This window comes from Burkholderia sp. 3C, assembly GCF_054589155.1.
Genome location: NZ_BAAILN010000087.1, coordinates 45,506 through 58,461, shown reverse-complemented (window position 1 = coordinate 58,461; position 12,956 = coordinate 45,506). Strand labels below are relative to the sequence as shown.

General features: G+C 68.3%; 11 protein-coding genes. 1 reads left to right on the top strand and 10 read right to left on the bottom strand.

Annotated features, from left to right (window positions below):
• Window positions 1-2 precede the first annotated feature (2 nt).
• From bioA to aceK, 7 genes are all read right to left on the bottom strand, one after another.
• A complete protein-coding gene (bioA, locus tag ACYP33_RS15460; protein ID WP_459622717.1) occupies window positions 3-1,346 on the bottom strand; it encodes an adenosylmethionine--8-amino-7-oxononanoate transaminase in 1,344 nt (447 codons plus the stop codon).
• Window positions 1,347-1,873: 527 nt separating this feature from the next.
• Complete coding sequence (locus tag ACYP33_RS15455) at window positions 1,874-3,169, bottom strand: dienelactone hydrolase family protein (protein ID WP_414450893.1); 1,296 nt, start codon at window positions 3,167-3,169, stop codon at window positions 1,874-1,876.
• Window positions 3,170-3,286: 117 nt separating this feature from the next.
• Window positions 3,287-3,715 carry a YchJ family protein gene (locus ACYP33_RS15450; RefSeq protein ID WP_414450894.1) on the bottom strand — a complete coding sequence of 143 codons (429 nt, stop codon included), beginning with the start codon at window positions 3,713-3,715 and terminating at the stop codon, window positions 3,287-3,289.
• Window positions 3,712-4,389, bottom strand: coding sequence for an SDR family oxidoreductase (locus ACYP33_RS15445; protein ID WP_459622716.1), 678 nt, complete (start codon window positions 4,387-4,389; stop codon window positions 3,712-3,714). The genes ACYP33_RS15450 and ACYP33_RS15445 overlap by 4 nt, the downstream gene beginning before the upstream one ends.
• Window positions 4,390-4,444: 55 nt before the next feature.
• Window positions 4,445-5,638: an acetyl-CoA C-acetyltransferase gene (locus ACYP33_RS15440; protein ID WP_459622715.1), complete on the bottom strand. Its 1,194-nt coding sequence runs from the start codon at window positions 5,636-5,638 to the stop codon at window positions 4,445-4,447.
• Window positions 5,625-6,401, bottom strand: coding sequence for a carbonate dehydratase (can, locus tag ACYP33_RS15435; RefSeq protein ID WP_459622714.1), 777 nt, complete (start codon window positions 6,399-6,401; stop codon window positions 5,625-5,627). The genes ACYP33_RS15440 and can overlap by 14 nt, the downstream gene beginning before the upstream one ends.
• A gap of 41 nt (window positions 6,402-6,442) precedes the next feature.
• Window positions 6,443-8,242, bottom strand: coding sequence for a bifunctional isocitrate dehydrogenase kinase/phosphatase (gene aceK, locus ACYP33_RS15430; protein WP_459622713.1), 1,800 nt, complete (start codon window positions 8,240-8,242; stop codon window positions 6,443-6,445).
• Between the two features lie 329 nt (window positions 8,243-8,571).
• On the opposite strand from aceK, the gene ACYP33_RS15425 reads away from it, so the two are divergent.
• The gene (locus tag ACYP33_RS15425; RefSeq protein WP_459622712.1) at window positions 8,572-9,660 is read left to right on the top strand and encodes an MBL fold metallo-hydrolase; all 1,089 of its coding nucleotides are present in this window, start codon (window positions 8,572-8,574) and stop codon (window positions 9,658-9,660) included.
• A 62-nt stretch (window positions 9,661-9,722) separates the two neighbouring features.
• On the opposite strand, the gene ACYP33_RS15420 is transcribed toward ACYP33_RS15425, so the two are convergent.
• The 3 genes from ACYP33_RS15420 to ACYP33_RS15410 all read right to left on the bottom strand — a co-directional run.
• On the bottom strand, window positions 9,723-11,312 hold the full coding sequence (locus ACYP33_RS15420; protein ID WP_459622711.1) for an ABC transporter substrate-binding protein: 1,590 nt from the start codon (window positions 11,310-11,312) through the stop codon (window positions 9,723-9,725).
• A 239-nt stretch (window positions 11,313-11,551) separates the two neighbouring features.
• Window positions 11,552-12,334, bottom strand: coding sequence for an SDR family oxidoreductase (locus tag ACYP33_RS15415; RefSeq protein ID WP_459622710.1), 783 nt, complete (start codon window positions 12,332-12,334; stop codon window positions 11,552-11,554).
• A gap of 28 nt (window positions 12,335-12,362) precedes the next feature.
• Window positions 12,363-12,956, bottom strand: a 594-nt coding sequence (locus ACYP33_RS15410) for a thiol:disulfide interchange protein DsbA/DsbL (RefSeq protein WP_459622709.1), incomplete at its 5' end; no start/stop codon positions are given.

Sequence of the window (12,956 nt, the reverse complement as noted above, 5' to 3'; positions counted from 1 at the left end):
GCTCATGCGCGCACCTCCGCGAGCGTGGCGTCGAGCGTCGCTTGCGTTTGCGCGGCGAGCCAGTCGAGTTCGCCGTCGTCCAGCACATAAGGCGGCATCAGATAGACGCTGGTGCCGATCGGGCGCAGCAGCAGTTCGCGCTTGAGCGCCTGCTCGAAGAAGCGGCGCGAGAAGCCGCGTGCCTGTTCGGCGTCGAGCGCCACGTCGAACGCGAAGATCGTGCCGCGCTGGCGCAGATGGCGGATCTCGTCGCGCTCGCCGAGCGGCGCGAGCGCGGCGGCCAGGCGCGCGGACTTGCGCACGTTGGCGGCCAGCACGTCGTCGCTGGCGAACAGGTCGAGCGTGGCCAGTGCCGCGCGGCAGGCCAGCGGGTTGCCGGTGTACGAATGCGAGTGCAGGAAGCCGCGCGCGGTGTCGTCGTCGTAGAACGCCTCGTAGATCGCGTCGCGCGACAGCACCAGCGAGAGCGGCAGGTAGCCGCCGCTGATGCCCTTCGACAGACACAGGAAGTCGGGCCACACGCCGGCCTGCTCGCAGGCGAAGAAGGTGCCGGTGCGCCCGCAGCCCACGGCGATCTCGTCGGCGATCAGGTGCACTTCGTAGCGGTCGCACAGCGTGCGCAGGCCGCGCACGTACGACGGATCGTGCATCGCCATGCCGGCCGCGCATTGCACGAGCGGCTCGACGATCAGCGCGGCGATCGTGCCGGCTCGTTCGGCGAACAGTGCTTCGACATCGGCCAGCGCGCGCGCGGCCACGTCCTCGGCGGTCTCGCCGGGGGCGGCCTGACGCGCGTCGGGCGAGGCCGCCACGTGCGCGTGGCGGATCAGCGGGTCGTAGGCATCCTTGAACAGCGCCACGTCGGTCACGCCGAGCGCGCCGATCGTCTCGCCGTGATAGCCGTTCGCCACGCACACGAATTCGCGCTTCTCGCCGCGGCCGGCGTTGCGCCAGGCGTGGAAGCTCATCTTCAGCGCGATTTCGACGGCCGAGGCGCCGTCCGAGGCGAAGAACGCGTGGCCGAGCGTGTGCTGCGTGAGCGCGGCCAGCCGTTCGGCCAGCTCGATCGCCGGCTCGTGCGTGCAGCCGGCCAGCATCGCGTGTTCGAGCGTGTCGAGCTGCGCCTTCAGCGCCGCGTTGATGCGCGGGTTCGCGTGGCCGAACAGGTTCACCCACCACGAGCTGATGGCGTCGAGGTAGCGTGCGCCGCTGCGGTCGTACAGCCAGGGGCCGGCGCCGCGTGCGACGGGGACGAGCGGCATGCGCTCGTGGTGCTTCATCTGCGTACAGGGGTGCCAGACTGCGCGCAGGCTGCGCGCAACCCAGTCATCGGTGTGTGTGCTCAAAACGGCTCCGGAACGGGACGCGGCGCGGCGGGATTCGGGCGGGCGGCGCCCAAGGCTGCCGCGCGGGCGAATCGGCGATGGCGGCCGAGGCGCGTCGGGCTCGACGGCGGCCGCGCACGCGCCTGCGTGCAAAACCAAAACGGGCCAGAGATTAGCGCGATTCCGGGCCTGGCGCAGCATCGGTTACAAACCGGCAAAGCCTTGTCCGGCATGGTTTCGGCGATGTTTCGGGATGCTGGCGACGGTTCGGGTGTGATGTCTCGAAAAGGCCGGAGATAGCGACGGCAATCCGCGTGCATTCGATCGACGCAAATCGGGCGATGCGGGGAGGGGGGAGCGTTGGTGAAAAGGGGATGGATCGACCGTCGCCCGCGTGGGCGACGTGCGCAATGAAAGCTTCGAGAAAGGATTGATGGGCAAGACGAGGCGCGGCCGGGAAAGGCCGCGCGAGGAAAGCGATACGAAACGGTGCGAAGGTGCGAAGGCGCGAAGCGGAACTGAACGCGAGCCGAGAAGCAGCGCAGGCGTTAGCGGCTGGCCAGCGGACGCGCCACGACCGGATCGGTCGGCACGACGGCCTGCGCCGTGGCGGTGGCTTCGTTGCTGCGCCAGACCACCGAATTGTCGACCGCGTACAGGCGGCACGGGCCGGTGCCCTGCTGGCGGCAGTTGTCGAGCGCCAGCGCCATCGGGTCGTCGCCGCCTTCGGCCCACGACCACGCGCCTTCCGACGACACCGCGAACGCGCGGCTCGGATGCTGGCTCAGGAAGTGGCGGTAGCCGTCGCGGCCGGCCGCATCGAGGAACGGCACGGCGTTCACGGCGTCGATCGAGGCGTAGCCCGAGGCGGACGGCGTGTGCGGGCAGGCCACGGCGTACAGCACCGTGGTGGGCATATGCAGTTCGGCCAGGAACGCGTTGACCGACGGCCACCACACCGGCACGCCGTCGCGATCGACGATCAGGCGGTGCGCGTCGTCCTTGTAGACGCCGTAATCGACGAACAGCGTGCTCGCGCCGTGCGACACGTACGCTTCGCGCAGCTTTTCGACCAGTGCCGGCGACCAGACCGAATCGTTGTCGCCGTACATCCACAGCGACGGCACGCGGGTTTGCTCGCCATACGAATCGAATGCGCCGACCAGGTTCTTCTGCCAGCCGTCGCAGAGGTCCTGGCGCAGGCCGCCCGAGAAATTGATGATGCCGCGCACGCCCTTCGCGGCGACGGTGCCGTAGGCCAGCGAGACCAGCCCGCCGTGCGAGGTGCCGGCCACCACGATGCGGTTCGCATCGACGTACGACTGTTTGGCCATGTAATCGACGGTGGCGCTCACGTCGCTCGCCTGCGCCATGCCGTTGCGCTCGACGTCGCAGCCTTCCTGCACGTAGGTGCCGCCGGAGCCCGCGAAGCCTTCGCGGTTCGGCGCGACCACGGCGTAGCCGCGACGCACGAACTCGCGGGCGAACGCGATCGGCCGGCTGCGCGGCTGGTCATGCAGATCGCCGGGGTTCTTGCCGTGATTGAAGACGACGAGGGGGAACGGGCCGGGGCCGTTCGGCTTGAAGACGGTGGCTTCGAGCATCACGGAGCCGTTGTGATCGGCCGGAATCCGGATGATCTGCTCGTTCATGTCGGCCGTGACTTGCGGTAGGCCCGGTTCGTTGTAATCGAAACGTTCGGCAGCGGCCAGCGCGCCCGCAACGTTTGAAGACGAAACGCCGGCCGCCGGCACGGACGTTTCGGGCGTGGCAAGCGTGCCGGCCTGGGCGGCCGACAGCACGCACGCCGCCATCCAACCTGCAAACACCTTGCTCCACGCCATGTCGTGACCTATGACCCGATTCGTTTGAAACCGGATCCATCCTAGCCCGACAAATTCAGCTTGTGCAACGCAGTAAAAACCCTTTCTTTATCTGCGTTCCGTGACGGCAGCGTGAAATCAGCGTTCGCTTACATCGCCGTCGATATAGCGCCAGATTCCGTGTTCGTCGCGGGAAAAGCGGCTGGTTTCGTGCAGGCGATGGGCGCGCGAGCCTTGTTTGAAGCGCGCCACGAACTCGACGAGCGCGTGGCTCGAGTCCTGTTCGACGTGACGTTTGATGTCGAGGCCGAGCCAGCGCGTGCCGCTTTCGCCGTCGAGATCGGCGGGACAGGTGGCCGGGTCCCAGGTGGCGCGCAGGTAATCGGTCGCACCGAGCACATAGGCGGTGTAGCGCGAACGCATCAGTTGCCACGCGTTGGGGGCCGGCGTGCCGCCGTCGATCAGGGGGCCGCAACAGGCCGTGTATTGCGGTGCGCGCTCGGGCTTGCGGCTCGGTTGCGCGCCGCCGCACGGGCACGCCGCCGGGCGCTCGGGCGACTGGCTCACCACGCGAGTTCCTCGCCGTCGTACTGGAAGAAGCGGCCGTTGGACTTGGCGATGTCGGTGGCGGCGTCGGCCAGCACGCGGCGCATGCCGGTCACGCTGGTGTCGGCGTCGAGCGCGGCGGTCTCGCCGCCCATGTCGGTGCGCACCCAGCCCGGATGCAGCGACAGACAGGCCGCCTCGCGCGTTTGCAGCGCGGCGGCGCGCACCACGTTGTTGAGCGCGGCCTTGCTGGCGCGATAGAGCCAGCCGGTGGTGCCGCGCATGTCGCCGGTGCTGCCCATCTGGCTCGACACGAACGCGAGCACGCCGCGCGCGTCTTCCACGAGCGGCAGCAGGATCGGCAGCAACTGCATCGGGCCGAGCACGTTGGTGTGCATCACGGCGTCGAAGTCGGCCGCGTCGACGGTTTCCACGCCTTGCGTGCGCGGGCCGTACACGCCCGACACCACCACCGCGGTGTCGAGCCGTTCGCCGTCGAGCTTCCAGCCGAAGCCGGCGAGCTGGGCGGCGTCGGTCACGTCGAGCGCGTGGGCCGTGGCGCCGAGCGCACGCAGCGCGTCGAGCGAGGCGGCGTCGCGCGCCGTGGCCAGCACGTTCCAGCCGTCGTGCCGGTATTGACGGACGAATTCCCTGCCGAGGCCGCGTGAGGCGCCGACGATCAGGACGGTTTTCATCAGAAGGGCTCCTTGCTGGCGGGGCACGCGCCCCGCCCGGTGAATCGGATCGGGTTCAGATCAGTTCGACGGCCATCGCGGTGGCTTCGCCGCCGCCGATGCAGAGGCTGGCGACGCCGCGCTTGCCGCCGCGTGCGCGCAGCGCGCCGAGCAGCGTGACGAGGATGCGTGCGCCCGAGGCGCCGATCGGGTGGCCGAGCGCGCAGGCGCCGCCGTTGACGTTGACGCGCTCGTGGGGCAGCCCGTGCTCGCGCATCGCGGCCATCGCCACCACGGCGAACGCCTCGTTGATCTCGAACAGGTCGATATCGGCCGGCCGCCAGCCGGTGCGCTCGAACAGGCGCTGCAGCGCGCCGACCGGGGCCGTGGTGAAGCGCGACGGCGCCTGCGCGAACGTGCTGTGGCCGACCACGCGGGCGATCGACGTGGCGCCGAGCCGCTCGGCCGTCGACGCGCGCATCATGACGAGCGCGGCCGCGCCGTCGGAGATCGACGAGGCGTTGGCGGCCGTCACGGTGCCGTTCGGGCCGAACGCGGGGCGCAGCGTGGGGATCTTCTCGGGGTTCGCGGTGAACGGCTGCTCGTCGCGCGACACCACGGTGTCGCCCTTCTTGCCGGGCACGGTGACGTCCGCCATTTCCCAGGCGAACGCGCCGCTCTCGTTGGCGTGCCTGGCGCGGGCCAGCGATTCGATGGCGTAGGCATCCTGCGCTTCGCGCGTGAAGCCGAATTCGGCCGCGCATTCGTCGGCGAAGGTGCCCATCAGGCGGCCCTTGTCGTAGGCGTCTTCGAGGCCGTCGAGGAACATGTGGTCGAGCACCTGGCCGTGGCCCATGCGCATCCCGCCGCGCGCCTTCGGCAGCAGGTACGGCGCGTTGGTCATGCTCTCCATGCCGCCTGCCACGACCACCTCGGCCGAGCCGGCCAGCAGCATGTCGTGCGCGAACATCGCCGCGCGCATGCCCGAGCCGCACATCTTGTTGATCGTGGTGCAGCCGGTGCCGAGCGGCAGCTTCGCGCCGAGCGCGGCCTGCCGGGCCGGCGCCTGGCCCTGGCCGGCCGGCAGCACGCAGCCCATCAGCACTTCGTTTACCTGCTCGGGCGCCACGCCCGCGCGTTCGAGCGCCGCCGTGATCGCTGCCGCGCCGAGCTGCGGCGCGGTGAGCGAGGCGAACACGCCCTGGAAGCCCGCGATCGGCGTGCGGGCCGCCGCGGCGATGACGACGGGATCCTGATCAACAGTTGTCATGCTTGGTCTCCTTCAAGGTGTTCGCGACTTGTTCGGCGACATCGGTGAGCTGGGCCGCGTCGGCCGTCACCATGTCGTTGTCGTTCTCCTCGCCGCGCGCGCGCCCGGCCGACAGCGCATCGACGCAGCGCTGGTAGACGCCCGCCTGCTCGTCGGCCGACGACACGGCCATGCCGAGGTTGCGCATGCGGCCGTCGTGCACGCCGTACACGAGGCCGTGCACCGTCAGCGGCTGGCCGCGCGACCAGGCGTCGTTGACGATGGTGGTGCGGCACACGTTGACGACCTGCTCGATCGCGTTCAGTTCGATCAGGCGGCGGTAGCGCGCCTCGCCCACCGGCCATTCGTCGAGCAGCGCGGCATGGCGGTCGCGCACGTCCTGCACGTGGTGCAGCCAGTTGTCGGCGAGGCCCACGCGGCGGTTGTTCAGCGCGGCGTTGACGCCCGAGCAGCCGTAATGGCCCACCACCATGACGTGCTTGACCTTCAGGATGTCGACCGCGAACTGCAGCACCGACAGGCAGTTCAGATCGGTGTGGACGACCACGTTGGCGATGTTTCGGTGAACGAACACTTCGCCGGGCGGCAGGCCGATGATCTGGTTGGCCGGCACGCGTGAATCGGAGCAGCCGATCCAGAGATATTCCGGCGCCTGCTGGTCCTTCAGGCGTTCGAAGAATTGCGGATCGTCGGCGAGCTTGCGCTTGACCCAGGCTTCGTTGTTGTCGAACAGGTGGGAGAGCGGGTGAGTGTTGGCATTCATCGCGGTGGTCCGTGCTGGGGAGTGGATATCGGGCCGTCGTCTTACGCGGCGCGTGGCGCTCTGTCGGGCCGCGCGAAGCGCGCCGGGTAGCGCACGCTGAAGCGTAGCGACGGGTCGTAAGGAAAAAAATCAGGCAGTTCGCCGCGCGTCACGCGGTCCTGGCTGTCCTGCCAGAGCGCCGTCTCGAAGAAATCCGGATGCTGGGCCAGGAACGCCTCGCGCACGCGCGGGTCGCCGAGCAGGAACGGCCGGTAGGTTTCGGGGAAGATGTCGCGCGGGCCGACCGAGTACCACGGCTCGTCCGACATTTCGTCTTCCTCGTGACGCGGCGGCGGCACGCGGCGCACCGCGCAATCGGTCAGGTATTCGATCTCGTCGTAGTCGTAGAACACCACGCGGCCGTGGCGCGTCACGCCGAAGTTCTTGTAGAGCATGTCGCCGGGGAAGATGTTCGCCTGAATCAGCTCCTTGACGGCATTGCCGTATTCCCTGACGCCGTGCGCGACCTCGGCGTCGCTGCCGTGCTGGAGATACAGGTTCAGCGGGGTCATGCGGCGCTCGATGTACAGATGCCGGATCACGACGCTGTCGCCTTCGTATTCGAGCAGCGACGGCACTTCCTGCTCGAGCTCGCGCAGCAGCGCGTCGTCGAGCCGCGCGAGCGGCAGCGCGACGCTCGAATATTCGAGCGTGTCGGCCATGCGCCCGAGGCGGTCATGGCGCTTCACGAGCTGGTACTTCTCCATGATGCGTGCGCGCGAGGTGTCCTTCGGCGGCGGGAAGCGATCCTTGATCACCTTGAACACGTACGGGAACGACGGCAGCGTGAACACCAGCATCACGAGCCCCTTGATGCCCGGCGCGACGATGAAGCGGTCGCTCGAATGCGAAAGGTGATGCAGCAGGTCGCGATAGAACAGGTTCTTGCCCTGCTTCTGCAGGCCGAGCGAGGTGTAGATCTCGGCCTTCGGCTTGCCCGGCATGATCGTGCCGAGAAAGCCGGCGTAGGCCGACGGGATATCCATGTCGACGAGGAAATACGAGTGCGCGAAGCTGAACACCACCTGCAACTGCTCGCGTCGCAGCAGCGCCGTGTCGAGCGCGAGCGCGCCGCTCTCGGCATGACGCACCGGCACCGCGAACGGCAGCGTGCGATCGCCGTTGATGATGCGGCCGACGATCCACGCGCTCTTGTTGCGGAAGAACAGCGAGGACAGCACATGGATCTGGAAGTTGGCCGCCTCGTCGAACGCGCCGAATTCGTCGTCGATCGCCTGCATCAGGCAGGCCGTGTCGCGCGCCAGATCCTCGAACGGCGGCGCGAGCTGGAAGTTCGTGACGATCCGTTCGAGCGTGGCGGCCAGGCCGTCGCGCGCCGGGTAATAGGCGCGATAGGTGGGCTTGGCGGCCGGCGCGGCGTTCTCCAGGTACTCGGTCGAGATCGCCGGGCGCACGAAGATGAACGCGTTATGGAAATACGAGCGGTGCAGGATCTTGCAGCACACCGAGTTGAAGAAGGTTTCCGCGCACTCGGGTTGCAGGTGCGTGGTCAGCAGGCCGATGTAGTGGAGCTTGATCTGCTGCCAGACTTCGTCGTCGATGGTTGCGGCGTCGTATTCGTCTTCGAGCAGGATCACGCATTCGCGCACGCGCGCGTCGTAGGACGTGATGCGTTCGCGCGCCAGCGCCTGCAGGCCATGCCAGTCACGGGCCTCGAACCGGGCTTTCGCTTCAATGGCCGCATCCCGGAAGATCCGGTAATGGCGATCGAAGTTTTCCAGCATCGTCTGGGCGACATCGAAACCGATTTGCGACGATAGCAGTTTGGGAAAGTGGTGCATGGGCCGTCCGTGCTCGTGGCTGGGCGAGCCGCCATTTTACCGCCGCGCCGGGCGGAAACCTAAGGCGCGCGCGGCCGTGACGGGGGCGGTACGGGGCCGGATCGGCGAGGTTCGCGGCGGATGCCGGCATCTTCCGGCAAGCGGCCGGGTTCGGGGGCGATCGTGGCGGGAAATATTTTTGCCGCGCCGATGCGTGTGCCGATGGCCGCGGCGCCTGACCGCCCCGGTCGCGCCGCGCCGTGCGAACGGCGCCGCACCACCCGCGCTAGAATCGACCCACTCCCCGCCGCCGATTCCGGCGCAAGCCCGCACACAACAGACGAGACGCTATGAACGCCCTGGAACACCAACTCGACTACCCGTTCGCCGACACGCTGCCGCCCGCCGGCGACTTTCTCGAAGTCGCGCCGGGCGTGCGCTGGCTGCGCATGCCGCTGCCGTTCTCGCTCGATCACATCAACCTCTGGCTGCTGCGCGACGAGATCGACGGGCAGGCCGGCTGGACCGTGATCGACTGCGGGATCGCGTCCGACGACATTCGCCGCCACTGGGAGCAGGTATTCGATGCGCACCTCGATGGCCTGCCCGTGCTGCGCGTGCTCGTCACGCATTGCCACCCCGATCACCTCGGGCTGGCGAACTGGCTGTGCGAGGGCGGCGACCGCCGCCGCTGGCAGGTGCGGCTCTGGATGACGCTCGGCGAATATCTGTTCGGCAACGTGATGGCGGCCGGCAACGGCTCGAACGCGGGCGGCCCGGCGGCGGCCGAGCACTTCGCGCGCCACGGCCTGACCGACGAGGCCAAGCTCGACACGCTGCGCAACCGCAACAGCTACTACTCGAACCTGGTGCCCGCGGTGCCGGCGCGCTACCGCCGGCTGCGCGACGGCGACACGGTGACGATCGGAGCGCGCCGCTGGGAGGTGGTGACCGGTTTCGGCCATTCGCCCGAGCACTGCGCGCTGCATTGCGCCGACGACAAGCTGCTGATCTCGGGCGACATGGTGCTGCCGCGCATCTCGACCAACGTGTCGGTATTCGATCTGGAGCCCGAAGCGAACCCGCTGCGGCTCTACCTCGATTCGCTGGCCCGCTACGAGCCGATGGCGGAAGACACGCTGGCGCTGCCGTCGCACGGCAAGCCGTTTCGCGGCGTGCGCACGCGCATCCAGCAGTTGCGGGAGCATCATGCGGCGCGGCTCGACGAAGTGCGTCAGGCGTGCGCCGAACAGCCGACGAGCGCGGCCGACATCGTGCCGATCATGTTCCGCCGCCGCGAGCTCGACGTGCATCAGCTCACGTTCGCGCTCGGCGAGGCGATCGCGCATTTGCACCTGCTCTGGCTGGATGGCGAGCTGGTGCGCGAGACGGGCGGGGATGGGGTGTTCCGGTTCCGCGGCGCGGGCGCGCCGCGCTGAGGACCGGCAGACAAGCGGGCAGCGGACCCGGTCGACCCAGGCCGCCGCCCGCCCGAGGTGGCTTACTGCACCGAGACGGCGCCGAAGTTCTGGCGGCCGAACGGGCTGACGTGATAGCCGCTCACGTTCGGGCGCGTGATGGCATAGGCGGTCGGATAGCCGAGCGGGATCCACACGGCCTGATCGTGGATGATCTTCTGCGCCGCTTCATAGGCCTTGGTGCGCTTGGCCACGTCGGCGGTGTCCTTGCCGTCGGCGATCAGCTTGTCGAGCTGCGGATCGCAGTAGCGCGCGAAGTTGATGCCCGACTTCACGGCGTTGCAACTGAACAGCGGCGACAGATAGTTGTCCGGATCGCCGTTGTCGCCGGCCCAGCCCATGAACAGCATGTCATGCTGGCCGAGCTTGGCCTGCTTGATCAGCTCGCCCCATTCGATCACCTTGACCTCGGCCTTCACGCCGATCTTCGCGAAATCGGCCTGCAGCAGTTCCGCGCCGGCCTTCGGGTTCGGGTTCAGCACGCTGCCCGTCGGGCGCACCCAGATGGTGGTCGAGAAGCCGTTCGGGAAGCCGGCCTGCGCGAGCAGTTGCTTGGCCTTGGCCGGATCGTACGGGTAGGCCGAGATCGACTTCGCGTAGCTCCAGGTGTTCGGCGGATACGGGTTCACGGCCGGCGTCGCGGTGTTGTCGAACACCACCTTCAGGTAGGTCGTGCGGTCGAACGCCAGGTTCAGCGCCTCGCGCACCTTCGGGTTGTCGAGCGGCTTGTGCTCGGTGTTGAGCGCGACGAACGCGGTCATGAACGCGGGCGTCTGGACCACCGTGACGGCCTTGTCGCCCTTCGCGGCGGCCACGTCCTGCGGCTTCGGCGACAGCGCGATCTGGCATTCGCCGGCCTTCACCTTCTGCGCGCGCACGGTCGCGTCGGGCGTGATCGCGTAGATCAGCCGGTCGACCTTCGGCTTGGCGCCCCAGTAGGTCGGGTTGACGTCGTAGCGGATCACGGCATCTTTCGTGTAGCTCTTGAGCACGAACGGGCCGGTGCCGATCGGCTTGGCGTTCAGGTCCTGCTGCTTGCCGGCCTTCAGCAACTGGTCGGCGTACTCGGCCGAGTAGATCGACGCGAAGCCCATCGTCAGGATCGGCACGAATGTGGCGTTCGGCTCGTTCAGCTCGAACTTCACCGTGTGGTCGTCCACCTTCGACACCGCTTTCACCAGCTTCACCAGGCCCATCGATTGCGCGTGCGGGAAGCCGCTCGCGCCGGCCACCTTGTGCCACGGGTTGTCGTTGTCGAGCATGCGCTCGAACGTGAACACCACGTCGTCGGCGTCCAGCGTGCGGGTGGGCTTGAAGTAGTCGGTGGTCTGGAACGCCACGTTCGGGCGCAGATGGAACGTGATCGAGCGGCCGTCGGCGCTGACGTCCCACTTGTCGGCCAGTGCCGGCGTGACCTTCTTGGTGGCTTCGTCGTACGACACCAGCGTGTTGAAGATCACGTCGGCCGATGCGTTGGTGGTGACGAGCGAGTTGAACTGCACGACGTCGAAGCCATCCGGGCTCGATTCGGTGCAGACCGTGAGCGGCTTCGCGGTGGCGAGGAGAGGGGCGGCGGCGACGAGCGCGGCGGCGGCGAACATCGTGAAACGCATGAGATCTCCCACGGGCTTGGTCTGTTGTCGGCTGGCGCGGCGGCTCGCGGCCGGGCGCCGGGCAACTAGGATACCGTCAAAGCGGGCAAGGTGTGAAAGCATGTCGGAAGGCGCGCGGCGATCGCGGCGCGGCCGCCGTGGCGGCGGAGATGACGGTTGCGGACGCATCGGGATCGGCGCCGGGCCGGCCGCGCGCTGTTGTTTTCCGGTGCATCGGGGGCGGGCGGTGGCCGCGCCCGTTATTCGCCGGGCCGGCCCGGCGTGCGCGGCTTGCGCGGCGCCTTCTCGAACACGCGGTCGTAGAGCCAGCGCGGCGCGACGTGCAGAATTTTCGCCACCATGCCCATCTGCCACGGGATCACGCGGAACGCGTCTTGCGCCGCGATCGCGCGCAGCGCGCGGTCCGCGAAGTGGTCGGCATCCATCAGGAACGGCATCGGATACGGGTTGTGCTCGGTCATCGGCGTGCGGATGTAGCCGGGCGCGATGGTGACCACGCCGACCTGCGAGGGCCGCAGCTCGACGCGCAGCGCTTCGAGGTACTTGAGCGCGGCCGACTTGGAGGCGCTGTAGGCGCCCGAGCCGGGCAGCCCGCGCACGCCGGCCACGCTCGCCACGCCGACCAGCGTGCCGCGCCGCCGCGCCTTCATCTCGGCGACGAACGGCTCGAAGGTGGCGACCATGCCGTAGTAGTTGATATCCATGATCTCGCGGAACGCCGCGAGATCGCCTTCGCCGGTGATCGCGCCCTTGCTGATGCCGGCGTTGGCGATGACCACGTCGGGCCAGCCGTGCTCGGCCACGAAGGCCGCGGCGGCGCGCTGCAACGCCTCGGCGTCGCGCACGTCGGCGGGAAAGATCGAAACGGGGAGGGCGGGATGTTGCCGCGCGAAATCGGCGAGCGCCTCGGCGCGGCGGGCAACCAGCCCGAGCGTCGCGCCCTGCCGTGCGTAGGCAGCGGCGAGCGCGAGCCCGAGGCCGCTCGATGCGCCGGTGATGAAGACCTTGAGTGGAGCGGTCATGCCGGCGTCCCGAGCGGTAGGAGGGGTTTTACAGCTTCTTGTCCTTGACCTGCTGGACGATCCAGTCGAGCACCGGCGCCGTGCCTTCGATGCTGCCCGTGTACGACGGCCCCGACTTGTACTTGCCCTGGATCACGACCGTCGGCACGCCGTCGATCGCATAGCTCTTGGCCAGTTCGCCGGCCTGCTTGACCTGGCCTTGCACGCTGAACGAGTTGTAGGTGGCCAGATACTTCTGCTTGTCGATGCCTTGCGTGGCCAGGAAATCGGCCTGCGCCTGCGGCGTCAGCAGATAGTTCTTTTCCTTGTGGATCGCGTTGAACACGGCCGGCGTGTCCTTCTCGGCCACGCCGAGCGCGTTCAGCGTGTAGTACATCCCCGTGTGCGGCAGGAAATCGTCGCGGAACGCCACCGGCACGCGCTTGAACACGATGTTGTTGCCTTGCTTCTTGACCCACGCCTCGAGCGTCGGCTCGAATTCGTAGCAGTGCGGGCAGCCATACCAGAAGAACTCGATCACTTCGACCTTGCCGGCCGGCGCCGACACCGGCTGCGGCGACTTCATGATTTCGTAGTCCTTGCCGGCGACCGGAGCGGCCGACGCGGCCTGCGCGACGAGGCC